Raw genomic sequence first — 21776 nt, forward strand, 5'->3', positions numbered from 1 at the left:
GCTGCCTATGGCAACGGGGGTGCCCGAAGTTCCGCTGGGGGGCGGGTCCGAGCGGCCCGATGCTGCGGTGCAGCGCAATTGGCGCAGCGCGGCCCGTTTGTCCAGTGTCGCGGACGGCCTGGCCGACCGGGCGGAGGCATTCCTGGCCGCAGCGGGCTTCGATCGCGGCCCCTGGCTGGCCGTCGCCTTCGCCGCGGGAATAGCGGCCTGGTTCCTGCTTGCATCGCCCTGGCAGTGGGCCGGCGCGATGGCCGCCGGCGCTTTCCTGGCTCTGGCCGCCGCCTCGACGGGGAGCGATCGCCGCGAACGGCCCGGGCTGCGGCTCGCGGTCGCATCGCTGTCGATCCTGTTCGTCGCCGGAATAGCCGTCGTCTGGCTGCGCTCCGAGATCGTCGGCGCCGAACCGTTGGACCGGCCGCGGGTGGAGCGGATCGAGGCCCGCGTGCTCGACCGGATCGAACAGCCGGCCGAAGAGCGCGTGCGGATCGTGCTGGCCTATCGCGATGCCGAGGCGGCGATGGCGCGCAAGGTGCGCGTCAACGTCCCGCTCGGCGAGGACCTGCCGGGGCTGGGCGAAGGCGCGATCGTGCGGCTGCGCGCGCGGTTGATGCCGCCGTCGCCGCCGATGCTACCGGGCGGATACGATTTCGCCCGCGCGGCCTGGTTCCAGGGGTTTGCCGCGACCGGTTCGCTGATCGGCGGGATCGAAATCGTCCGGCCGGCCGAAGAAGGGGGCACGCTGGCAAGCGTCCAGCGGCGGCTGGCCGCGCACGTCCGTTCCAGCCTGCCGGGATCGCCGGGCACGATCGCGGCCACTTTCGCCAGCGGCGACCGCGGCGCGATCGCGCCGGCCGATGAAGCGGCGATGCGCGATGCCGGGCTGACGCACCTCCTGGCGATCAGCGGGCTCCATGTCAGCGCCGTGATCGCGGCCGCCTATGTTCTCGCGATCAAGCTGCTCGCGCTCTGGCCCTGGCTCGCCTTGCGCGTGCGGCTGCCGGTCCTGGCGGCTGCGGCGGCCGCAGGGGCGGGGGTGGCCTATACCCTGCTCACCGGCGCGCAGGTGCCGACGGTGCGCAGCTGCATCGGCGCGCTGCTGGTGCTGGTCGCCCTGGCGCTGGGTCGCGAGCCGCTGTCGCTCAGGATGGTCGCGGTGGCGGCGATCTGCGTCCTGCTGCTGTGGCCCGAATCGCTGGTCGGGCCGAGCTTCCAGATGAGCTTTGCGGCGGTGCTGGCGATCGTGGCGCTGCACACCAGCGCGCCGGTGAAAGCCTTCCTTGCTCCGCGCGACGAGGGATGGCCCGCCTGGTGCGCACGGCGTGCGGCGATGCTGCTGCTGACCGGCCTCGTGATCGAGATCGCGCTGATGCCGATCGTGCTGTTCCATTTTCACCGGGCGGGGGTCTACGGCGCGCTGGCGAACATGATCGCGATCCCGCTGGTCACGTTCGCCTCGATGCCGCTGATCGCCCTGGCGCTCGCGCTCGACCTGTTCGGAGCGGGCGCGCCTGCCTGGTGGCTGGCCGGCAAGTCGCTGGAACTGCTGCTGGCGATTGCCCACTTCACCGCCGGCCAGCCCGGTGCGGTCAAGCTCGCGCCGCAGATGGGGTTGGGGACGATCGCGCTCTTCGTCGCCGGGGGGCTGTGGCTGGCGCTATGGCGGGGGAAGGCACGGCTGCTCGGGCTGGCTCCTGCCGCAATCGCCGCCGCGCTGCTGATCGCGGCGACGCCGGCGCCCGATGTCCTTGTCTCGTCCGACGGGCGGCACGTGGGGATCGCGGGGGAGGGTGACCGGCTGCTGGTCCTGCGCGACAGCCGCAGCGCTTACGCCCGCGACAACTTGCGCGAACTCGCCGGGCTGCAAGGCGAGCCGATCCCGCTGGCGCAGTGGCCGGGCGCCCGGTGCAGCCGCGACTTCTGCGTGCTCACCATCCGGCGGGACGGCCGCCCCTGGACTTTGCTGATGGCGCGCAGTCGCACCCTGGTGGAAGAGCGCGCGCTCGCCGCCGCCTGCGACCGGGCCGACGTGGTCGTTGCGGACCGCTTCCTGCCGCGAAGCTGCCGCCCGCGCTGGCTCAAGGCGGACCGCCGCCTGCTGGAACGCACCGGCGGGCTGGCGCTTTACCTCGACCGGCCGCGAATGGTCAGCGGCGCCGAGAGCCAGGGCGAGCATGGCTGGTGGCGGGGCGCGCGCCGCTAGCCCGGCAATCGCCCGCAGCCTGCAACCGCGGCCCCTCGCGCGTCAGTGGTAGCGGCGCAGAAGGCCCGAGAGCTTGCCCTGGACCTGAACTTCGTCCGGCCGGTAGACCTGCGATTCGTAGGACCCGTTGGCCGGATCGAGCCGGATCATGCCGTTCTCGCGCCGCAGATATTTCAGCGTCGCTTCCTCGTTCCGCACGAGCGCGACCACGATTTCGCCGTCGCGGGCGACATCGGTGCGGCGCACGAGCGCGAAATCGCCGTCGAAAATGCCCGCTTCGATCATCGAATCGCCCGACACCTCCAGCGCATAGTGCTCGCCCGGGCCGAGCAGGGCGGCGGGGACCGGCAGGCTGCTTTGCCCTTCCAGCGCCTCGATCGGCGCGCCGGCGGCGATCCGGCCGTGGAGCGGGATCTCGATCACGTCGTTCGCCGGCTCGGGCACTGCCTTTTCCGCCCGCCTGGCGGCCGCGCTCCGCAAGTCGACGACATTGTCGGCCCTGGCGCCGCGCGCGACGGGCGTGGAATCGGCCGGATCGCGCAGCACCTCCAGCGCGCGGGCGCGGTTGGGTAGGCGACGGATGAAACCGCGTTCCTCCAATGCGGAAATCAGGCGGTGCACGCCCGACTTGCTCTTGAGATCGAGCGCTTCCTTCATTTCCTCGAACGAAGGCGAGATGCCGGTTTCTTCCAGCCGCTGCTGGATGAACCGGATCAGCTCGTGCTGCTTTGCCGTCAGCATGGCGAAAACTCCCTGGCCGCCTGACACGATCGTGCGCGGTTGCGAACGAATACGGAACAATTAGGCAACCTTGCCAGTCAAGTCAAGCAATTGCGCCATTCTCGAGCCGATAGACCGGAACATCCGTTCCCGCTTTCGCCGGCGGGCAGTGCGGCGGGCGCCAGATCAGCGCATCGGCGCGGGCGAGAGGGGAAAGGAGGCTGCTGTCGCGCTGCATGATCGGCAGGGCGCGTCCGCCGCGCAGGTTCGCCCGCAGGAACTCGCCGCGCTCACCCCCCGGCGGCAGGTCGCGGCCCGCCGGCACCGGCTCGCTGGCCGGCAGCGGATCGGGCGCACCCAGCAGCGCGCGCAGCGCCGGGATCGCGAAGAGGAAGCCGGTGACGAAGGCGGACACGGGGTTGCCCGGCAGGCCGAGGACAAGCGCGCCTTCGCGGCGCGCCACCATCAGCGGCTTGCCCGGCCTGATCGCGACGCGCCAGAATGCCATCCGCGCGCCCCAGGCCTCGAGCGCCGGGCGCACGAGATCGTGATCGCCGACCGAGGCGCCGCCGCTCGTCAGCACGAAGTCGCAGTCGTCGCACCGGGCCAACGCCTGGCCGAGCGCCTCGCGATCGTCGGGCACCGGGCCGATCCGGCGCACCTCGCACGGCAGGGCACCGGCCATCGCGGCCAGCATCGCCCCGTTGGTGGCGGGGACGGACCCGTCGACCAGCTCGTCGCCGCAATCGAGGATCGCGACGCGCGGGGCGCGGTGGACGCGCACGGTATCCGCCCCGGCCGAGAGGGCGAGGGCGACTTGCCGCGGGCCGATCCGGCTGCCGGCGGGAAGCAGCGCGTCGCCTTCGCCGAAGTCGATCCCGCGCGCGCGAATGTTCGCTCCGGGGCCCGGCATCGGACCGGCGAGCGCGAGACGATCCCCGTCGCGCCGGGCGTCTTCCTGTATCAGCACCCGGTCGCTCCCCGCGGGCACCGTCGCCCCGGTCGAAATGCGCACGGCCTGGCCGTCTTCCAGCGCGCCGCCGAACGGGGCGCCGCAGCGGCTCTCGCCGATCACGCTCCAGGGTCCCTCGCCGGCGAGCGCGAAGCCGTCCATCGCGGAAAGATCGGCGGCGGGGCGAGTCAGCCGCGCGGCAAGCGGCTGCGCGAGATAGCGGCCACCGGCGGCCCCGACGGCGAGATCCTCCGCCGGCAAGGCCTGCACCAGGGCGAGCAGCTTCGCCCAGGCGTCCTCCAGCGGCAGGGGCGCTCCGCTCATTCCCCCGCGCGCCAGTCGCCGGACCTGCCGCCGGTCTTCTCGATCAGGCGGACGCCTTCGATCGTCATGTCCTTCTGCACCGCCTTGGCCATGTCGTAGATTGTCAGGAGCGCGACCGAAGCGGCTGTCAACGCTTCCATTTCCACGCCGGTGCGGCCGGTCAGGGCGGCGCGCGCAGTGACCCGCAGGCCGTCGTCCTCGAACGCGAAATCGACCGTCACCGCCTCGAGCGCCAGCGGATGGCACAGCGGGATCAGCTCGCCCGTCTTCTTGGCCGCCATGATCCCGGCGATGCGCGCGGCGGCGAGCACGTCGCCCTTGGGCAGGTCGCCGTCGCGGATCGCGGCGAGCGTGGCGGGCCGCATCGCGATCCGGCCGGTCGCCGTCGCCGAGCGCGCGGTTTCGGGCTTGGCCCCGACATCGACCATGCGCGCGGCGCCCGTTTCGTCGAGATGGGTCAGCCCGTTCATCCGGTTGCCCGCTTTCCCGTTCGACAGGGACCGCTCGGCCCCGGCAGCAGGGCCGGTCGCGGGCGAAAAAGGCGGGTGGTGAAGGTCATGCCCCGGTCTTGCCAGATGCGCCGCGGGGAGGGAAGGTCAGCCTTCCAGCAGGCGCCGCGTCGCGCGCGCCACGTCGTCCTGGCGCATCAGGCTCTCGCCCACCAGGAAGCAGCGGACGCCCGCGTTGGCGAGCCGGCGGCAATCGGCGTGCGTCGCAATCCCGCTCTCGCCCACAAGCAGCGCCCCTTCGGGCGCGAGCGACGCGAGCCGCTCGGAAATGGCGAGATCGGTGCGAAAGGTCTTCAGGTCGCGGTTGTTCACCCCGATCAGGCGCGAGCGCAGGCGCGCGGCGCGCTCCATCTCCGCCTCGTCGTGGACTTCGACCAGCACGTCCATCCCGCGTTCGAACGCGGCGGCCTCGATCTCCGCCATCGTGCCGTCGTCGAGCGCGGCGACGATGATCAGGATCGCGTCGGCCCCGATGGCGCGGGATTCGGCGACTTGCCAGGGATCGACCATGAAATCCTTGCGCAGGACCGGCAGGTCGCAGGCCGCGCGGGCCTCCGTCAGATAATCCTCGTGCCCCTGGAAATAGGGCGCATCGGTCAGCACCGAAAGGCACGCCGCGCCGCCCGCCTGATAGGCGAGAGCATGTTTGGCCGGGCGAAAATCGGCGCGGATCAATCCCTTGGATGGGGAAGCTTTCTTGATCTCCGCGATCAGGCCGAAACCGTCCTGCGCCTTTTCCGCCAGGGCGCGGGCGAACCCGCGGGGCGGGCCGGCTCCGGCAGCGGCGTGATCGAGGTCGTCGAGCGTGGCCCGCGCCCGGCGCACGGCGACTTCCTCGCGCTTGGCGGAACAGATTTCGTCGAGCTTGTTCATCGCGCGTGCCTATGCCGCGCCGCGGCGCGCCTGCCTAGAGCGAATAGCCGCCATCGGTTACCAGAACGGCGCCAGTGGTCGAGGCCGCGGCGTCGGACAGCAGGAAGCCGATCTGCCCGGCGATCTCTTCCGCTGCGGCGTAGCGGCCGAGTGGGGTCGCCATTTTCGCCATCGCCGTCAGCGCAGCCTCGCGGTCGCCGTCATGTTCGGCGACGAGGTCGCGGAAGAACGGCGCCTGGTCCCAGATCGGCGTATCGACCCCGCCCGGCGCCACCGCGTTGACTCGCAGCCCGCGCGGCGCGCCCTCTTTCGCGGCGACTTTGGCGAGCTGGATCAGCGCGGCCTTCGATGCGCCATAGGCGGCGGTGCCGGGTTCGGCCTTCATGCCGCTGACCGAGGCGGTCACGACCATGCTGCCCGCACCGGGGATCGCGCGCATGGCCGCGCGCAGCGAGAGGAAGGCGCCGTCGAGATTGACCGCCATGACCCGCCGCCATTCGGCAAAGTCGCATTCGGCGATCGGCGCGCCCGAGGCGATCCCGGCGTTGACGACCGCGTGATCGAGCGGGCCGAGCGCGTCCAGCCCGTCCCACAGCGCCGGGTCGGCCACGTCGCCGGCAACCCGCAGGCAGTCGCACGACACCGCCAGCCGATCGAGCGCCGCCCCGTCGCGATCCACCAGCACCAGCCGCGCGACGCCATGCGCGTCGAGCCAGCGGGCGGCTGCCGCGCCAATGCCCGATGCGGCTCCGGTGACGAGGGCGTTCCTGCCGGCAAAATCGAACGATGCAGTCATGGCCGCGGCGATAGTCCGCGCGCCCGGCCTTGGCAAACGCCCTTGGGCCGCGTGTGGACTATCGATAGATCTCGTCGCCCCGGCAACGGATCTTGTCACCCCGGCAATGGATCTCGTCACCCCGGACTTGATCCGGGGTCTCGCTTGTTCGGGCGCAGCGTCGGAAGGGTAGCGGGACCCCGGATCAAGTCCGGGGCGACGGGGAAGGTCGACCGGGGGCGCTGCCTCAGGCGGCGTCGTCGATGCCGAGGTCGCTGAGCTTGCGGTAGAGAGTGGAGCGGCCGATGCCGAGGCGCCGCGCAACCTCGGTCATGCGGCCGCGGTAATGGCCGATCGCCAGGCGGATCACGTCGGCCTCGATATCCTCCAGCGCGCGCAGGTTGCCGTCCTCCGTATACAGCATGACCCCGGCGCCTTCGTGAACGGGGCTGATCGTCTCGCCCTGATCGCCGACCATCTCGAGGAGCTGGGGGAAGTTCTCGGCGGTAAGGGTCTCGCCATCGCAATAGACCGCCGCGCGGAACAGCACCGACTGGAGCTGGCGGACATTGCCCGGCCAGTCGAACCCGGACAGAAGCTGCAGCGCCGCTTCGGAAATCGCATGATGGCGCAGCCCCGGCTGCTCGCCGATCCGGGCGAGGAAATAGCGGGTGAGCGCGGGGATGTCGCCCGGCCGCTCGCGCAAGGGCGGCAGAACGATCGTGGTCCCTGAAATGGCGGAATGGAGCCGCTCTTCGAAATGGCCGGTCGCGACCAGGTCGGCCAGCGGCAGGTTGCTGGCGCTGATCAGGCGCACGTCGACGCGAAACCCGTGCCGCGCGCCGATGGGGCGGACGATCCCCTGTTCGAGGCACTCGGCCAGCTTCAGCTGCATGTCCGGTTCCAGCCGGTCGATCTCGTCGAGGACCAGCGTGCCGCCGTCGCAGTGCTGCAGCGCGCCGATCTGCCGGTCGAAGGCGCCGGGAAATGCGTTCGGCTCGTGCCCGAACAGGACCGATTCGATCGAGCTTGCCGATATGCCGCCGATATTGATCGAGCGCATCGGCGCCTTCGCCCTGGGGCTGGCGGCGTGCATTGCGCGCACCAGCATTTCCTTGCCGGTGCCGCTTTCGCCCTCGATCAGCACCGCACCGTGGCCGCGCGCCGCCTTGGCCGCGCGGGCCAGCGCGGTGCGGAAAGAGGGTGCGGTGCCGATCATCGCATCGAAATCGAGCGAAGCCGGCATTTTTTCGGTCAGCGGCTGAAGCTCGTCTTTCGGCGCCTCGTGCTTGGTCGCGCTGCGCAGGGCCTGCATCAGCCGGTCCGGTGCGACGGGCTTGATCAGGTAATCGGTCGCGCCCGCGCGCATCGCCTCGACCGCGAGCAGGGGGCTGGAACTGGTCGTCAGCATCAGGACCGGCAGAGCGGGACGGCGGCTCTTGAGTTCCTCGATCAGGCTGCAGGCGTCGTCGCCCGGCACCCACTGGTCGAGGATGATCGCGGCGAGCTGCATGCCCTGCCGGGTGCCCAGCGTGGCGATGGCGGTCTCCGAATCGTTGACCACCAGCGTGCGCCAGCCTTCGCGCGCGGCCAGCGCGGCGATGAGCCGGCTTTGCGCCGGTTCGTCGTCGATCAGCATCAGAAGGCGCGATTCGCTTTCAGCCATTGTCCCCAAACCGTGCCGTTGCGGTACAGGTCTTCGATCTAGGGGGCGGGGGTAAAGGCGAGATTAAGGCTGTTGCGGTTCGCGAGAACGAATGCGCCGGGCTTGATGCCCGTCCGCCCCCGCGATAGACCGCTGCCCGACAGTTCTATCCAGGGGAAACGACATCCATGGCTTCGGGTAACGATATGAAGGCGGCCAAAGAGACGTACGGCAGCTTCATCGCCCTTCTCAAGTGGTCGGTTCCGGTCATCGCGATCGGCGTTCTGATCATCGTCCTTCTGATCGCCAGCTGATCGCCGCCAGCGTCTTGCGGATCGCGATCCTGAAAGAGCGCGCGCCGGGGGAAACCCGGGTCGCCGCCACGCCCGAAACGGTCAAGAAGTTTCTGGCGCTCGGCGCCGGTGTCGCGGTGGAGGAAGGCGCGGGCGAAAGCGCCGCCGTGTCCGACGAGGCCTATCGCGATGCCGGGGCGGAGCTGGGCCCGGCGGCCGCGACCGTGAAAGGCGCGGATATCGTGCTGGGCGTGCAGGCGCCCGATCCGGCGATTCTGGAGGGCGCAAGACCCGGCGCATGGGTCGCCGCGCTGTTCGATCCGTTCGGCAATCCCGACCGGGTCAGGGCCTATGCCGCGGCGGGGCTCGAAGCGCTGGCGATGGAATTCATGCCGCGCATTACCCGCGCGCAGAGCATGGACGTGCTTTCCAGCCAGTCGAACCTCGCCGGATACAAGGCCGTGATCGCCGCGGCCGACGAATACGGCCGCGCTTTCCCGATGATGATGACCGCCGCCGGCACGGTGCAGGCGGCCCGCGTCTTCGTGATGGGCGTGGGCGTTGCCGGCCTGCAGGCGATCGCCACGGCACGGCGGCTGGGCGCGCAAGTCTCGGCAACCGACGTGCGCCCCGAAACCGCCGAGCAGATCGCCTCGCTCGGCGCGAAGCCGGTCTTCGCCGAAGGGCTCGAGGCGTCGGGCGAAGGGGGTTATGCAGCCGAACTGACCGACGAACAGAAGGCCGCGCAGGCCGAGCTGGTTTCCGGCCATATCGCCAAGCAGGACATTGTCGTCACCACCGCACTGATCCCCGGCCGCGCCGCGCCCCGGCTGATTTCCGACGCGCAGATCGCGACGATGAAGCCGGGCAGCGTGATCTTCGACCTCGCGGTGGCGCAGGGCGGCAATGTCGAAGGCTCGGTGGCGGACGAGGTGGTGGAGAGGCACGGCGTCAAGATCGTCGGCTATGCCAACACCGCCGCGCACCTCGCCGCCGATGCCAGCGCGCTCCTGGCCCGCAACCATTACAACTTCCTGTCCGCTTTCTGGGACAAGGACGCGGGCAAGCCGGTGCTCGACGAGGAAATCGGCGACGCCGTGCGGCTGACGCGCGGCGGCGAAGTGGTGAGCGAGAGGTTGAGGGAGCGCGGCTGAATGCGCGACCACTCACCCGCGGCTCTACGGAGCGCTCGCCGTTTGCGGCGTGAGATGACCTTGCCGGAGCGGTTGTTGTGGTCGAGACTGCGCAAGAACCCCGAGGGTATCAAGTTCCGGCGGCAGCATCCGCTGGGCGAGTATGTTGTCGATTTCTTTTGCAGTCGGGCCAGGACTGTAATCGAGATTGACGGCATAGCGCACGATATGGGCGATCGGCCTTCGCGCGATGCGCGGCGGGATGCGGCGCTCTCCGGTATGGGCTTCCGGATCTTTCGCATTCCGGCGAGCGAGGTTCTGGAGGATTTCGACGCCGTGGCGGATGCGATCTTTCGCGCGTGCCGCGATGTGCCCCCTCCGTCAGCGCTTCGCGCTGCCACCTCCCCCGGTGGGGGAGGGGTTTTCCGCCAGGAATACAGTCAGAACACCTCCCCCATCGGGGGAGGGGGACCACCGCCGTCAGGCGGTGGTGGAGGGGGCCTCTAGCCATATGGACTTCATCTCGATCCTGTCGATTTTCGTGCTGGCCTGTTTCGTCGGCTACTACGTCGTCTGGTCGGTCACGCCGGCGCTGCATACGCCGCTGATGGCGGTGACCAATGCGATCTCCTCGGTGATTATCGTCGGCGCGCTGATCGCTGCGGCGGCGGCGGATGTGCCGGGGGCGAAGTGGTTGGGGCTGCTCGGCATAGTGCTCGCCAGCGTGAACATCTTCGGCGGGTTTGCGGTAACAGCGCGCATGCTGGCGATGTACAAGAAGAAGGAGAAGAAGTGATGTTCTCCTTGCTCGCCGCCGCTCCTGTTGCGGAAGCTGCCGCACATGGCCCAGTGAACCCGTGGGTTGCTCTCGCCTATCTCGTGTCGGGCGTATTCTTCATTCTCGCGCTGCGCGGCCTGTCCTCGCCCGCGACGAGCCGGACGGGCAACCGCTTCGGCATGACCGGGATGACGATCGCCGTGGTGACGACACTGGTGACGCACTTTCCATGGGTCTACCCGGATGCAGCCAAGTGCGCACAAATTCGCGAAGGCGCAGGGAACGGTTCGACTTTTGGCTTCGACGGGCCGGGTCCATGCGGATATATGTCTTATCCCGACTGGGCCAGCGCGGGCGAAATCCTGATCGCCATCGCCATCGGCGCGATCATCGGCATCACCATCGCCCGCCGCATTGCCATGACCGCAATGCCCGAACTGGTCGCGGCGTTTCACAGCCTCGTCGGCCTGGCCGCGGTGCTGGTGGGGTGGGCGGCTTACCTCAACCCCGGCGCCTTCGGCCTGCTCACCGACACGGGCATCGCGCCGGTCAGCAAGATCGAGATGGGCCTCGGCATCGCCATCGGCGCGATTACCTTCTCCGGCTCGGTCATCGCGTTCCTCAAGCTCTCGGGGCGGATGAGCGGGTCGCCGATTCTCCTGCCCGCGCGCCATGTCATCAACCTCGGCACGCTGGCGGCAATCATCGTGCTCACCGCGCTGTTCGCGATAACCACCGGCCCGGCGGAGACGCTGCCGCTGATCGTCGCGCTGACCGTGCTCGCCTTCGTCATCGGTTTCCTGCTTATCATCCCGATCGGCGGGGCCGACATGCCGGTCGTGGTCTCGATGCTGAATTCCTATTCGGGCTGGGCGGCGGCGGCGATGGGCTTCACGCTGGGCAATACGGCGATGATCGTCACCGGCGCGCTGGTCGGCAGCTCGGGCGCGATCCTCAGCTACATCATGTGCCGGGCGATGAACCGCAGCTTCCTCTCGGTGATCGCGGGCGGCTTCGGCGCCGACGACAGCGGCGCGGGCGGCGGCGAGGCGCGCGAACAGCGCCCCTACAAGCAGGGCAGCGCGGCCGATGCGGCCTTCATGCTCGAACAGGCGGAAAAGGTCATCATCATCCCCGGCTACGGCATGGCGGTGGCGCAGGCGCAGCACGCGCTGCGCGAAATGGCCGACATGCTCAAGGACAAGGGCGTCGAGGTGAAATATGCCATCCACCCCGTCGCCGGGCGGATGCCCGGGCACATGAACGTGCTGCTGGCGGAAGCGCAGGTCCCCTACGACGAAGTGTTCGAGCTGGAGGATATCAACGGCGAGTTCGCGCAGGCCGATGTCGCCTTCATCATCGGCGCCAACGACGTGGTGAACCCGGCGGCCAAGACGGACAAGTCCTCGCCCATCTACGGCATGCCGGTGTTCGACGTGGACAAGGCCAAGCAGGTCTTCTTCATCAAGCGCAGCATGGGCGGCGTCGGCTATGCCGGCGTCGACAACGACGTGTTCTATATGGACCAGACGATGATGCTGCTGTCCGATGCGAAGAAGATGGTGGAGGAAATCGTCAAGGCGCTCGACTGAGGCGCGTCGGTCGGTCCTTGCATTCCTCTCCCCCCGCGGCAGAATGGGTTGCAGGGGAGAGACCGATATGATCCGACTGTCGATAGCAGCATTCGCGCTTGCCACCGTCGCCGCGCCGGCGCTGGCCGAAACCGTGACCATCGCGCCCGGGGAAGGGGCGCAGGAACGCCTGCAGGAGGCGCTGATCCTCGCCCGGCCGGGCGACGAGATCGTGCTCGCCGCCGGCCGCTTCGCCATGACCGACGGCCTGTCGCTCGATGTCGACAACGTCACGCTGCGCGGCGCCGGGATGGAGGCGAGCGTGCTCGACTTCACCGGGCAGCAGGGTTCGGGCGAAGGGCTGCTGGTGACATCCGACGGAGTGACCCTGCGCGACTTCGCGATCGAGAACCCGAAAGGCGACGGGATCAAGTCCAAGGGCGCCGACGACATCGTCTATCACGCGATCCGCGTGACCTGGACCGGCGGGCCGAAAGCGAGCAACGGTGCCTATGGCATCTACCCCGTCGAAAGCACCAATATCCTGGTCGATGGCAGCGAAGTCTCCGGCGCGTCCGACGCCGGGATCTATGTCGGCCAATCGCGCAAGATCACCGTCCGCAATTCGGTCGCGACCGACAACGTGGCGGGAATCGAGATCGAGAACAGCCGCGACGCGATCGTCGAACGCAATTTCGTCAGCCGCAATACCGGCGGAATCCTGGTTTTCGACTTGCCCGACCTGCCGGTGATGGGCGGGGGCAACGTACTGGTGCGCAACAACCTCGTCGCTTCCAACACGACTGCCAATTTCGCGCCCGAGGGGAATATCGTCGCCAGCGTCCCGCGCGGCACCGGCATCATGGTCATGGCGAACGAGAACGTCTGGGTCGGGCAGAACCTGCTTTACGACAATCCGACCGCGCCGGTCATGGTCATCGCCTATCCGATGCCGTTCGAGGATCCGGACTACAACCCCTATCCGCGCGAGGTCACGATCGACTGGAACATGGTCGACGAAGGCGGCACCGATCCGCAGCTCGAAGGGGCGGCGCAGCTCGTCGCCGCGTTTGGCGGCACTCTCCCGCCGGTCATGTGGGACGGGCTGGAGGCCGGCGACGGCCGGGAAACGCTGCGCGTCCATCCCGAAATGGCGGGCTGGTCGCTGAACCTCGCCGCGCAGGGCGGCGGCATGGCCAATGCCAGACCCGGGCCGCTGGCGGCGGGGGTTCCCGGACAGCCGATCTCGATCGAAGGCTGGGGGGCCGGGCCTGAGCTGGAGGCGCGGATAAAGTGATCCGCGCCGCGCATCTGCTCGCCGCCGGGGCGCTCGCGCTGGCGGGCGCGATTGCAAGCCACCCGGGGGCCGGGCAGGCCGCGCAGGCCGCTTCCGCCGCCGAAGCGACAGCGGTGAACGACGGCGCGGTGCGCACCGGAATTCCGCGCGACCTGGCGGAGTTCGGCTTCTTCGCCGATGCCCCGGGCCAGGTGCCCGCCGCGCGCGTCGTGCCATACCGGCTCAACACCCCGCTCTATTCGGACGGGGCGGACAAGCTGCGCTTTCTCTATCTGCCCGAAGGTGCGCGGATGACCGCCGCCGGCGACGGCCTGCCGGAGATTCCGGTGGGTGCGGCGCTGATCAAGACATTCGCGTTTGGTGAGGGGGAGGGGCGCCGGCTGATCGAAACCCGCGTCCTTCTCCATCGCGCGGACGGCTGGCTTGCCTTGCCGTACTTGTGGAACGAGGACCAGACCGAGGCGCGGCTTGCCCTGGCGGGCGCTCGGATCGATCTGGTGACCCCGCGCGGCGAGGCGATCAGCTATCGCGTGCCGAACAAGAACCAGTGCAAGGAATGCCACGGCCTGTCGGGCGAGGTGGTTCCGATCGGGCCGAAGGCGCGCAATCTCGCGCACGAGTGGCTGGCGGACATCGCGGGCCGCGGCCTGATCGACCGGGTGCCCGACGGGGCGGATGCCCTGCCGCGCTGGGAAGATCGCGGCGCAGCCGGCGTGGCGGAGGCCGCGCGCGCCTATCTCGACGTCAATTGCGCGCATTGCCACCGGCCGGGGGCGATGGCGTCGAATTCGGGCCTCGACCTTCGCTGGGAGCAGCACGACCCCAAAGCGCTGGGCGTGATGAAGCGCCCGGTGGCCGCGGGGCGCGGATCGGCGGGCCTGCTGTTCTCCGTGGTGCCCGGAAAGCCGCAGGAATCGATCCTGCTGCACCGCATGGCCAGCGCCGAACCCGGGGTCGCCATGCCCGAACTGGGCAAGGCGACGGTCGATCCCGAAGGGGTGCGCGCGGTGGAACGTTGGATCGCGGGTCTGGCGCCTTGAATCCCGCGCCCGAGGAATGGGGATGGCGGCCCCCGCCGTCTGGACGCCTGTGCAGCAGCTTCGCTAAGTCTGCCGGCGATAAGGGATTCGGGAAGGACGGATATTGCGCAAGCTGGGGCTGATCGGCGGGATGAGCTGGGTTTCGACCCGCACCTATTACGAATGGATCAACCGGCTGGTGCAGCGGCGCACCGAACCGCTGGCAAGCGCGCCTCTGCTGATCGAAAGCCTCGATTTCCGCCAGCTCTATGGCCTGCGCGAGGCGGACGATTGGGCGCGCGCGGCCCGGGTGCTGGGCGAATCGGCGCGCCGGCTGGAGGCGGCCGGTGCCGGGGCGGTCGTGATCGCGGCCAATTCGATGCACAAGGTCTATGACGACGTGGCCGCGCAAGTGGACGTGCCGATCCTGCATATCGCGGAATGCGTCGGGCGGCGGATGAAGGCCGACGGCGTGGACAGCGCCGCCTTGCTGGGCACGCGCAATGTCATGACCGAGAACTTCTATCGCCAGCGGCTTGTCGCCCACGGTGTGGACCTGCTGCCGCCGGACATGACCAACGTCGAGGCGCTCGACCGGATCATCTATCAGGAACTGATGCTGGGCAGGGCGTCGCGCGACGCGCAGCGGGCGCTCAAGACCATGATCACGCGCAAGGAACAGGACGGGGCACAGGCGATCGTGCTGGCCTGCACCGAACTGGAGATGATCGTCGACGTCGATGCGAACGTCCTGCCGATCTTCGATTCCGCGCGCATTCATTGCGAGGCGGCGGTGGACTGGCTGCTGGGCGAGACCTGAGCGGCGCGCAAAGCGGCAGGTTGCCCGATTGTTCCGGTTGCCGTGCCTGCGGCCCTGACCTAGTCGCCGGCGCATGACCCGTGCGCCCTTCGCCGCCGACCCCGCCCGTTCGCGCGGTCGCGAATTTTCCGAAGATCGCGGCGGGGTGCGCGGCCCGCGCAGCGAATTCCAGCGCGACCGCGACCGGATCATCCATTCGATCGCCTTTCGCCGCCTCCGCTCGAAGACCCAGGTCTTCATCGCCCCCGACGGCGACCACTATCGCACCCGCCTGACCCACAGCCTGGAAGTCGCGCAGATCGGCCGGGTGATCGCCCGCGCGCTGGGGCTGGACGAGGATCTGACCGAGGCGCTGTGCCTCGCCCACGACATCGGCCATCCGCCGTTCGGCCATGCCGGCGAAGACGCGCTGCAGCAGGCGACCGCCGATGCCGGCGGGTTCGATCACAACGCCCAGGGCTTGCGCGTGCTGATGCGGCTGGAAAGCCCCTATTGCGATCATCCGGGGCTGAACCTCACCTGGGAACTGCTGGAAGGTCTGGCCAAGCACAATGGCCCGGTCTCGGCTCCGGGTTGGGCACTGGCGGAACTGGACGCGCAATTCCCTCTCGCACTGGGAGAGCATTCCTCGCTCGAAGCGCAAGTCGCGGCCGTGGCCGACGATATTGCCTACGACAACCACGATATCGACGACGGGCTGCGTGCCGGGTTCCTGTCGCTGGATGACCTGCTGACGCTGGATTTCGTCGCAGACCAGTGGCGCGAGGTCGAAAAGCGCTTCCCCAGTGCCCCCCGCGAACGCCAGTTGCGCGAACTGGTGAGGGTGCAGATCGGATTGATGGTGAACGATGTCATCGCGCAGACGCGGGGCGCCACGGCGGAAATCGCTTCGGCGGGCGACGTGCGCCGGGCGGGACGCGCGCTGGCGACCTTCTCCCCCGAGATGTCCGCGCGCGAGCGGCGGCTGAAGGCCTTCATGTACGACCGCCTCTATTATCACCGCGATCAGCTCGCCACGGCCGCGCGTGCGCGCGATGTCGTCGCCCGGCTTTACGAAGCCTATGCGGGAGATGCCGCGCTTCTCCCGCCGGGATGGCGGGCTTCGCTACCCGCCGAGCAGCCCGGCCGCGCGCGGCATATCCTCGATTTCATCGCCGGGATGACCGACCGCTTCGCGATCGACCAGTACGCTCGAGTTTTCGGCACCCGGCCCGAAGGGCTGAGCAATGTCTGACCCCCTGCGGATCGCGCTTGTCGGTGCATCCGGCCTGGTCGGCCGGGCGATCATCGGGCTTTCGGTCGGGCGCGAGGACTTTCGTCTGACGGGCCTCGCCCGGCGCGAGATGCCACTGCCGCAAGGCGCGAGAATGGAAGTCTTCGTCGCCGAACCCGCCCGGTGGGGCGAAGTGTTCGAGGCGACGCGACCGACCGCGCTCATCTGCGCACTCGGCACGACCTGGCGCAAGGCGGGGGAGGACGAAGCTGCTTTCCGCGCGGTGGATCGCGATCTGGTTCTGGAAACCGCCCGCGCGGCGAAAGCGCACGGGGTCGAACGGATGGTCGCGATCAGTTCGGCCGGCGCATCGCTGGCCGCCAGGACGTTCTATCTGCGCGTCAAGGGCGAGATGGAGCGGGATCTTGCGAAAATCGGCTTCAAGCGGCTCGACGTGCTCCGCCCCGGCCTGCTGCGCGGCGTGCGCGGCGGCGAGCGGCGTCCGGCCGAACGGATCGGCATTGCCGTCAGCCCGGTGACCGACCTGCTGCTCCATGGCAGCTGGCGACGCTATCGCTCGATCCCCGCACGCACCGTGGCCGAAGCTGCGCTGAGCCTCGCGATGCGCCGCGCAGGCGGACGTTTTCACCACGACAACGACGGTATTCGCCGCGCCGCGCGCGAATTGCCGCAACCCGTAGAAGCCTGAGGGGGAGAGCGGCCGATGTGGACTGCACTATTCGCCGCGACCAACCTGATCGCGCTGGCCGCCTGGACGATCCTGGTCGTCCTGCCCCGCCGCCCCGCGGCCATGGCCGCGGTGCTCTATCTCGGCGTAGGGCTGCTGTCGCTCGGCTATGCCGTGCTGCTGGCCCTGCTTCTGACCGGCGTGGTGGCGGGCGGAGTCGATCCCACCGGCCTGGACGAATTCTCCCTCAAGGCCATGCGATCGGCGTTCGCTTCGGATGCGGCAATGGTCCTCGGCTGGATGCACTATCTCGCTTTCGACCTGTTCGTGGGACTGTGGATCGCGCGCGATGCCGATGCGAAGCGCTTCTCTCGTCTGGCACAGGCGCCGGTCCTGCTGGCAACGTTCCTGTTCGGGCCGCTGGGCCTGTTCACCTGGCTGGCGATCCGCGAGCGGCGGGCGCGGGCGATGGGGCGCTGGAAATGAAGCGGCGCGCCCCGGCCGCAGCGCGCAACAGCGCCCCGATCGCGGAGGTCCTGCGCGAGGAACTGCCCGCAACCGGAACGGTGCTGGAGATCGCGAGCGGTTCGGGCGAACATGCGCTGTTCTTCGCGCGCCGGTTCCCCGATCTGGCATGGCAGCCCAGCGACTCAGACCCGGACGCGCTCGCCTCGATCGCGGCCTGGCGCGAGGAGGAAGGCCCGGCCAACCTTCGCCCGCCCATCCGTCTCGACGCCAGCGCGCCGGACTGGTCCGTGAAAAGCGCGGCGGCGCTGGTGTGCATCAACATGGTCCACATAAGCGCGTGGGAAGCGACGCTCGGATTGTTCGCCGGCGGCTCCAAAGTCCTGGCCGAAGGCGCACCGCTGATCCTCTATGGCCCCTATCTCGAAGACGATGTGGAACCCGCACCGTCCAATCTGGCCTTCGACCGGTCGTTGCGGGAGAGGAACCCGGACTGGGGTTTGCGCAGGGTCTCGCAGATCGACCGCGTGGCCGCCGACCGGGGATTCGAACGGACCCATCGCTACGAGATGCCGGCCAACAACCTTGTCTTGGTTTACCGCAGAAGCTGATTTTCGCGTTTGTTGGGTAGCGACCCGCGAAGACGAGCGGCGTTCGAACGGCCAGCATATCATGCCGGCCGCCGGTCTCACGCGCGTCTAGCGCCGGGGCTGACCCGTACGATCAGATTGCTTCGTCGCCGGCCTCGCCGACCGATTCGATGTCTTGCCCCATGCCCTTGACGGTGTTGCAGGCGGCAGCGGTGAGCGACATCGCCGCGATGCCGAATGCGAGCAGAACTTTCCGAGCCATAGTCAGGTCCTTTCGGATATTGGATTGCATGGTGAAACGGCCGCGCAGCGCATCCGTTCCTCCGCTGCCGCCGTGCCGATTGCACGATCCGGCTGCCGCTCCCATATGCTCGCGCGATGACCCGGCTGCAGACTTTCCTGACCTTTGCCAGCGAGGCGGAGATCGTGGGTCTGTGGGGGCTGGCGATGATCGCGCTGGCTCTGGTCGCCACGCTGGCCGAAGTCCGGCGGCAGAAGCGCACGCGAATCGACCGCGTCGGCTGGGTGCCGTGGAGAGCGATCTTCCTGACCGCGCTCATTGCCGGTGGCGGATTGATCCTGCTGGCGATGAAAGGCCTGCTGGCGGGTTAGAGAGGTTTTCGGTCGAGCCGATGCGGCACCGGGCCGATGTCGTCTCGATGAACGCTCCAGGCCCGGTCAGGCCGGGTCGCCGAGCGCCCTTATGCCGATGGCCTGATAGACCTGCGGCATTTCATCCAGCCGGAACGGGCGAAGCCTGCCGCCCGGGCGGTCGGGCAATTGCCCCACCAGATAGGTTTGCGCGACCGGCGCCTTGCCCGGCGCCGTCACGCGCAGGCGCAAGAGCGGCACATAGACCGCCGCGCTGCCCTGCCGGATAACCCGCACCTGCTGGAGAGGCAGGCGGACCTCCGCCGCTATCTCCCGCGACTCGCCGGCCGGCAGTGCGGCGACGCTTTGCACCGGTGCCAGCGGCGTGGCGGGATCGGCGAGTTGGTCGCCGATCGGGGCCGCGCCGTGCGCGGTGACGAGGTCCGCCTCGACGACGATATCCTCCCACGCCTTGCTCCCACGATTCTCCAGCGCGATCCGGCAGGCAAACGTGGCGTTCATCATGCTGCGGCTGAACCGCACCGGCTGCGCAGACAGGGCAAGCGCCGGCGCCTGCGAAGGTTTGGGAGCCGGTGCCGAAGCGGGCGAACTGGCGCCGGCCGCCGGGGCGGGAGTCGGGTCCGGCGGAGGCGGCGCTTGCTCGGCAGCGCGCGTCAGCGGCCGCTCGATAGCCGGCACAGGCTCGTTTGCCCGGCGGCGGCGCAGGAAGGCGAACAGGCCGCCTACGACCACCAGGGCGGCGACCAGCGCCGCCAGCCATACGGCCCAGGCCGGACCTTCCTCCGGCGCGAAAGCTTGCGAGGATGGCGGGCCTTGCGGTTGCGAGGGCGGTGGCGGCGCAACGTCGGGCCGGGGCGTGGCGGCGCCTTGCGTCGCTGCCTCTTCCGCAGGGGAGGCGGCTGTCCCCTCGCTTGTCGGCTGGGGCGCGGGGGCCGGTTCGGGCGCCGCGGGCGTCGATGGCGCGGTGGTGGGCCGCGGCGTGGGCACTGCTTGCGGAGGCGTCTGTTGCGGCGCTTGCCGGGTCGGCACAGGCGTCGGTGTCGCGGTGGCGCGGGGCGTGGGGGTCTCGGTGGGAATCACCCGCGGCGCGGTGACGATCGGCGCCTCGGGATCGACCGGCCCCTGGACTTCGGGCGTCGGAGTCGCTTCGGGATCGGGCGGCAGACGGAAATCGCGCACCGATCCCGATTGGGCGACCGCAGGCGCGGCGAAGGCCAGAAGAACGACCGGAAGCGAATGGCGAACGTGCATAGATCCCGATGCAGTCAAGGAATGCGTGGCGAAAGGGGTGGAGGCGCTGAATAGGCTCTGAACTGCGAAGCGCAATCCCGTGGGTTGTGCACCGGCGGCGATAAAGGCACATGCGGGGGCATGAGCGAGACATCCGGCACCCTGCACCTGGGGCAGGCGAGCACCCTGCCGCCCTCTCCCGAAGAGGCGCGGCTCGATTACGTTCCCAACCCGCGCGAGGATGCGCTGTACCTGGTGCGCTTTGCCGCGCCGGAGTTCACGTCGCTCTGCCCGGTCACCGGTCAGCCCGATTTCGCGCACCTCGTGATCGACTATGCCCCCGGCAGGACGATCGTCGAATCGAAGAGCCTCAAGCTCTTTCTCGGCAGCTTCCGCAACCACAGCGGCTTTCACGAGGACGTGACGGTCGGCATCGGCCAGCGACTTGCCGCCGAGATGGAGCCGAGGTGGCTGCGCATCGGCGGATACTGGTATCCGCGCGGCGGCATTCCGATCGACGTTTTCTGGCAGAGCGGCCCGCCGCCGGAAGGGCTCTGGGTTCCCGAACAGGGCGTGGCGAGCTATCGGGGGCGGGGATGAGCGCGACACGCACCGAAACCGATACGATGGGCGCGGTCGAGGTCCCGGCCGATGCCCTGTGGGGCGCGCAGACGCAGCGCAGCCTGGGCAATTTCCGGATCGGGGGCGAGCGCCTGCCCCTCCCGCTGATCCGCGCACTGGGGACGATCAAGCGTGCGGCGGCGGAGGCCAATCGCGATCTCGGCGTGCTCGACGCGGATATTGCAGAAGCAATTATTGCCGCCGCGCAGGAAGTGATCGACGGCAAGCTCGACGATCAGTTCCCCCTGGTCGTGTGGCAGACCGGGTCGGGCACCCAGTCCAATATGAACGCCAACGAGGTGATCGCGAACCGCGCGATCCAGATGCTGGGCGGCGAGCCGGGCTCCAAGAAGCCCGTTCACCCCAACGATCACGTCAACCGCAGCCAGTCGTCGAACGATACCTTTCCCAGCGCGATCAACATCGCGGTGGCCGGGCAGATCGTCGGCTCGCTGATGCCGGCACTGCGGACGATGCACACCGCGCTGGAGCGCAAGGCGCGCGACTGGGCTGACATCGTCAAGATCGGGCGCACCCACACGCAGGATGCGACGCCGCTGACGCTGGGGCAGGAATTTTCCGGCTATGCGGCGCAAGTGGGCGACGGGATCGAGCGGATCGAACAGGTCCTGCCGGGCCTCTACCGTCTCGCGCAGGGCGGTACCGCGGTCGGCACGGGGCTCAACGCGCCGGAAGGATTCGCGGAGAAAGTGGCCGAACGGGTCGCCGCGATCACCGGGCTGCCCTTCGTGACCGCGCCCAACAAGTTCGCCGCGCTCGCCGCGCAGGACGAGCTGGTCTTCGCGCACGGGGCGCTCAATGCGCTGGCGGCCAGCCTCTACAAGATTGCGAACGACATCCGCTTTCTCGGCTCCGGCCCGCGCTCGGGGCTGGGCGAACTCGCCCTGCCGGAGAACGAGCCGGGCAGCTCGATCATGCCGGGCAAAGTCAATCCGACGCAGTGCGAGGCGATGACGCAGGTCTGCATCGAGGTGTTCGGCAACCATGCCGCGCTGACATTCGCCGGCAGCCAGGGGCAGTTCGAGCTGAACACCTACCGCCCGATGATGGCGTGGAACGCGCTGCGATCGGTGCGCCTGCTGGCCGATGCGGCGGAAAGCTTTACCGCGAACCTGCTGGACGGGCTGGAGCCGCGGCGCGAGAATATCGCGCGCGGGGTCGAAAGCTCGCTGATGCTGGTCACCGCGCTGGCACCGGCGATCGGTTACGACAAGGCCGCCGCCATCGCCAAGACCGCGCACAGGGAAGGACTGACCCTGCGCGAAGCGGCGGTGCGGAGCGGCGACGTGTCGGGCGAGGATTTCGACCGCCTGGTCCGCCCCGAAGACATGGTCTGAAGCCACGCCCGCGCTCAAACAGCGCGGTAGAGCGATAGCGCAGTCAGGAACGCGCTCAAGTAGCGCGTAGCGCGAAGCGCGGTAGCGCAA

24 protein-coding genes are annotated in these 21776 nt (G+C 69.1%); 16 read left to right on the forward strand and 8 right to left on the reverse strand.

Going from position 1 to position 21776, the window contains the following annotated elements; translation table 11 throughout:
• Positions 1-7: 7 nt before the first annotated feature.
• The gene (locus tag V5F89_RS08840; RefSeq protein ID WP_425334343.1) at positions 8-2200 is read left to right on the forward strand and encodes a ComEC/Rec2 family competence protein; all 2193 of its coding nucleotides are present in this window, start codon (positions 8-10) and stop codon (positions 2198-2200) included.
• Between the two features lie 42 nt (positions 2201-2242).
• Here V5F89_RS08840 and lexA read toward each other — a convergent pair whose 3' ends face one another.
• The 6 genes from lexA to V5F89_RS08870 form a co-directional block, all read right to left on the reverse strand.
• Positions 2243-2941 (reverse strand): transcriptional repressor LexA, encoded by a 699-nt coding sequence (gene lexA, locus V5F89_RS08845; protein WP_338445294.1) that lies wholly within the window; start codon positions 2939-2941, stop codon positions 2243-2245.
• An 82-nt stretch (positions 2942-3023) separates the two neighbouring features.
• Positions 3024-4196 (reverse strand): molybdopterin molybdotransferase MoeA, encoded by a 1173-nt coding sequence (locus V5F89_RS08850; RefSeq protein WP_338445295.1) that lies wholly within the window; start codon positions 4194-4196, stop codon positions 3024-3026.
• Positions 4193-4666 (reverse strand): cyclic pyranopterin monophosphate synthase MoaC, encoded by a 474-nt coding sequence (gene moaC, locus V5F89_RS08855; RefSeq protein WP_338445296.1) that lies wholly within the window; start codon positions 4664-4666, stop codon positions 4193-4195. Before moaC ends, V5F89_RS08850 begins: the two co-directional genes overlap by 4 nt.
• A 126-nt stretch (positions 4667-4792) precedes the next feature.
• Positions 4793-5578, reverse strand: a complete 786-nt coding sequence (gene trpC / locus V5F89_RS08860) for an indole-3-glycerol phosphate synthase TrpC (RefSeq protein ID WP_338445297.1) — start codon at positions 5576-5578, stop codon at positions 4793-4795.
• A 34-nt stretch (positions 5579-5612) separates the two neighbouring features.
• On the reverse strand, positions 5613-6374 hold the full coding sequence (locus V5F89_RS08865; RefSeq protein WP_338445298.1) for an SDR family oxidoreductase: 762 nt from the start codon (positions 6372-6374) through the stop codon (positions 5613-5615).
• A 226-nt stretch (positions 6375-6600) separates the two neighbouring features.
• Positions 6601-8019 carry a sigma-54 dependent transcriptional regulator gene (locus V5F89_RS08870; protein WP_338445299.1) on the reverse strand — a complete coding sequence of 473 codons (1419 nt, stop codon included), beginning with the start codon at positions 8017-8019 and terminating at the stop codon, positions 6601-6603.
• A 167-nt stretch (positions 8020-8186) separates the two neighbouring features.
• Here V5F89_RS08870 and V5F89_RS08875 point away from each other — a divergent pair, with 167 nt between their 5' ends.
• The 12 genes from V5F89_RS08875 to V5F89_RS08930 all read left to right on the forward strand — a co-directional run bounded on the left by V5F89_RS08875 (position 8187) and on the right by V5F89_RS08930 (position 17886).
• Positions 8187-8312, forward strand: coding sequence for an aa3-type cytochrome c oxidase subunit IV (locus V5F89_RS08875; RefSeq protein WP_338445300.1), 126 nt, complete (start codon positions 8187-8189; stop codon positions 8310-8312).
• Between the two features lie 14 nt (positions 8313-8326).
• Entirely contained in the window at positions 8327-9445 is a 1119-nt protein-coding gene (locus tag V5F89_RS08880) for an NAD(P) transhydrogenase subunit alpha (RefSeq protein WP_338445301.1), read from the forward strand.
• Positions 9446-9931: an endonuclease domain-containing protein gene (locus V5F89_RS08885; protein ID WP_425334344.1), complete on the forward strand. Its 486-nt coding sequence runs from the start codon at positions 9446-9448 to the stop codon at positions 9929-9931.
• Between the two features lie 4 nt (positions 9932-9935).
• On the forward strand, positions 9936-10220 hold the full coding sequence (locus V5F89_RS08890) for an NAD(P) transhydrogenase subunit alpha (protein ID WP_006833497.1): 285 nt from the start codon (positions 9936-9938) through the stop codon (positions 10218-10220).
• Positions 10220-11794 carry an NAD(P)(+) transhydrogenase (Re/Si-specific) subunit beta gene (locus tag V5F89_RS08895; RefSeq protein WP_338447545.1) on the forward strand — a complete coding sequence of 525 codons (1575 nt, stop codon included), beginning with the start codon at positions 10220-10222 and terminating at the stop codon, positions 11792-11794. Before V5F89_RS08890 ends, V5F89_RS08895 begins: the two co-directional genes overlap by 1 nt.
• Positions 11795-11861: 67 nt before the next feature.
• Complete coding sequence (locus V5F89_RS08900) at positions 11862-13070, forward strand: parallel beta-helix domain-containing protein (protein WP_338445302.1); 1209 nt, start codon at positions 11862-11864, stop codon at positions 13068-13070.
• Positions 13067-14110 (forward strand): SO2930 family diheme c-type cytochrome, encoded by a 1044-nt coding sequence (locus tag V5F89_RS08905; protein ID WP_338445303.1) that lies wholly within the window; start codon positions 13067-13069, stop codon positions 14108-14110. Before V5F89_RS08900 ends, V5F89_RS08905 begins: the two co-directional genes overlap by 4 nt.
• A gap of 103 nt (positions 14111-14213) precedes the next feature.
• Positions 14214-14909 carry an aspartate/glutamate racemase family protein gene (locus V5F89_RS08910; protein ID WP_338445304.1) on the forward strand — a complete coding sequence of 232 codons (696 nt, stop codon included), beginning with the start codon at positions 14214-14216 and terminating at the stop codon, positions 14907-14909.
• 73 nt (positions 14910-14982) lie between these two features.
• Positions 14983-16143, forward strand: coding sequence for a deoxyguanosinetriphosphate triphosphohydrolase (locus tag V5F89_RS08915; protein WP_338445305.1), 1161 nt, complete (start codon positions 14983-14985; stop codon positions 16141-16143).
• Complete coding sequence (locus tag V5F89_RS08920) at positions 16136-16831, forward strand: NAD(P)H-binding protein (RefSeq protein WP_338445306.1); 696 nt, start codon at positions 16136-16138, stop codon at positions 16829-16831. The genes V5F89_RS08915 and V5F89_RS08920 overlap by 8 nt, the downstream gene beginning before the upstream one ends.
• Positions 16832-16846: 15 nt before the next feature.
• Positions 16847-17296, forward strand: coding sequence for an ABA4-like family protein (locus V5F89_RS08925; RefSeq protein ID WP_338445307.1), 450 nt, complete (start codon positions 16847-16849; stop codon positions 17294-17296).
• Positions 17293-17886, forward strand: coding sequence for a DUF938 domain-containing protein (locus tag V5F89_RS08930; protein WP_338445308.1), 594 nt, complete (start codon positions 17293-17295; stop codon positions 17884-17886). The genes V5F89_RS08925 and V5F89_RS08930 overlap by 4 nt, the downstream gene beginning before the upstream one ends.
• Positions 17887-17998: 112 nt before the next feature.
• Here the strand turns inward: V5F89_RS08930 and V5F89_RS08935 are convergent, their stop codons facing one another.
• A complete protein-coding gene (locus tag V5F89_RS08935; RefSeq protein WP_338445309.1) occupies positions 17999-18127 on the reverse strand; it encodes an entericidin A/B family lipoprotein in 129 nt (42 codons plus the stop codon).
• Between the two features lie 116 nt (positions 18128-18243).
• Between V5F89_RS08935 and V5F89_RS08940 the strand changes: the two genes are divergently transcribed.
• Positions 18244-18477 carry a hypothetical protein gene (locus V5F89_RS08940; RefSeq protein ID WP_338445310.1) on the forward strand — a complete coding sequence of 78 codons (234 nt, stop codon included), beginning with the start codon at positions 18244-18246 and terminating at the stop codon, positions 18475-18477.
• A gap of 66 nt (positions 18478-18543) precedes the next feature.
• Here V5F89_RS08940 and V5F89_RS08945 read toward each other — a convergent pair whose 3' ends face one another.
• A complete protein-coding gene (locus V5F89_RS08945; protein WP_338445311.1) occupies positions 18544-19728 on the reverse strand; it encodes a hypothetical protein in 1185 nt (394 codons plus the stop codon).
• Between the two features lie 120 nt (positions 19729-19848).
• Here V5F89_RS08945 and queF point away from each other — a divergent pair, with 120 nt between their 5' ends.
• Positions 19849-20307, forward strand: coding sequence for a preQ(1) synthase (queF, locus tag V5F89_RS08950; RefSeq protein WP_338445312.1), 459 nt, complete (start codon positions 19849-19851; stop codon positions 20305-20307).
• Entirely contained in the window at positions 20304-21686 is a 1383-nt protein-coding gene (gene fumC, locus V5F89_RS08955; protein WP_338445313.1) for a class II fumarate hydratase, read from the forward strand. The genes queF and fumC overlap by 4 nt, the downstream gene beginning before the upstream one ends.
• Positions 21687-21776: the final 90 nt, after the last annotated feature.

The sequence above is a fragment of the Pelagerythrobacter marensis genome, from assembly GCF_036700095.1.
Lineage (GTDB): Bacteria > Pseudomonadota > Alphaproteobacteria > Sphingomonadales > Sphingomonadaceae > Pelagerythrobacter > Pelagerythrobacter marensis_A.

Coding starts and splice junctions, on each gene's coding strand:
- V5F89_RS08840 (WP_425334343.1), top strand. CDS start 8: ATGGCAACGGGGGTGCCCGAAGTTCCGCTGGGGGGCGGGTCCGAGCGG.
- lexA (WP_338445294.1), bottom strand. CDS start 2,941: ATGCTGACGGCAAAGCAGCACGAGCTGATCCGGTTCATCCAGCAGCGG.
- V5F89_RS08850 (WP_338445295.1), bottom strand. CDS start 4,196: ATGAGCGGAGCGCCCCTGCCGCTGGAGGACGCCTGGGCGAAGCTGCTC.
- moaC (WP_338445296.1), bottom strand. CDS start 4,666: ATGAACGGGCTGACCCATCTCGACGAAACGGGCGCCGCGCGCATGGTC.
- trpC (WP_338445297.1), bottom strand. CDS start 5,578: ATGAACAAGCTCGACGAAATCTGTTCCGCCAAGCGCGAGGAAGTCGCC.
- V5F89_RS08865 (WP_338445298.1), bottom strand. CDS start 6,374: ATGACTGCATCGTTCGATTTTGCCGGCAGGAACGCCCTCGTCACCGGA.
- V5F89_RS08870 (WP_338445299.1), bottom strand. CDS start 8,019: ATGGCTGAAAGCGAATCGCGCCTTCTGATGCTGATCGACGACGAACCG.
- V5F89_RS08875 (WP_338445300.1), top strand. CDS start 8,187: ATGGCTTCGGGTAACGATATGAAGGCGGCCAAAGAGACGTACGGCAGC.
- V5F89_RS08885 (WP_425334344.1), top strand. CDS start 9,446: ATGCGCGACCACTCACCCGCGGCTCTACGGAGCGCTCGCCGTTTGCGG.
- V5F89_RS08890 (WP_006833497.1), top strand. CDS start 9,936: ATGGACTTCATCTCGATCCTGTCGATTTTCGTGCTGGCCTGTTTCGTC.
- V5F89_RS08895 (WP_338447545.1), top strand. CDS start 10,220: ATGTTCTCCTTGCTCGCCGCCGCTCCTGTTGCGGAAGCTGCCGCACAT.
- V5F89_RS08900 (WP_338445302.1), top strand. CDS start 11,862: ATGATCCGACTGTCGATAGCAGCATTCGCGCTTGCCACCGTCGCCGCG.
- V5F89_RS08915 (WP_338445305.1), top strand. CDS start 14,983: ATGACCCGTGCGCCCTTCGCCGCCGACCCCGCCCGTTCGCGCGGTCGC.
- V5F89_RS08920 (WP_338445306.1), top strand. CDS start 16,136: ATGTCTGACCCCCTGCGGATCGCGCTTGTCGGTGCATCCGGCCTGGTC.
- V5F89_RS08925 (WP_338445307.1), top strand. CDS start 16,847: ATGTGGACTGCACTATTCGCCGCGACCAACCTGATCGCGCTGGCCGCC.
- V5F89_RS08930 (WP_338445308.1), top strand. CDS start 17,293: ATGAAGCGGCGCGCCCCGGCCGCAGCGCGCAACAGCGCCCCGATCGCG.
- V5F89_RS08935 (WP_338445309.1), bottom strand. CDS start 18,127: ATGGCTCGGAAAGTTCTGCTCGCATTCGGCATCGCGGCGATGTCGCTC.
- V5F89_RS08940 (WP_338445310.1), top strand. CDS start 18,244: ATGACCCGGCTGCAGACTTTCCTGACCTTTGCCAGCGAGGCGGAGATC.
- V5F89_RS08945 (WP_338445311.1), bottom strand. CDS start 19,728: ATGCACGTTCGCCATTCGCTTCCGGTCGTTCTTCTGGCCTTCGCCGCG.
- queF (WP_338445312.1), top strand. CDS start 19,849: ATGAGCGAGACATCCGGCACCCTGCACCTGGGGCAGGCGAGCACCCTG.
- fumC (WP_338445313.1), top strand. CDS start 20,304: ATGAGCGCGACACGCACCGAAACCGATACGATGGGCGCGGTCGAGGTC.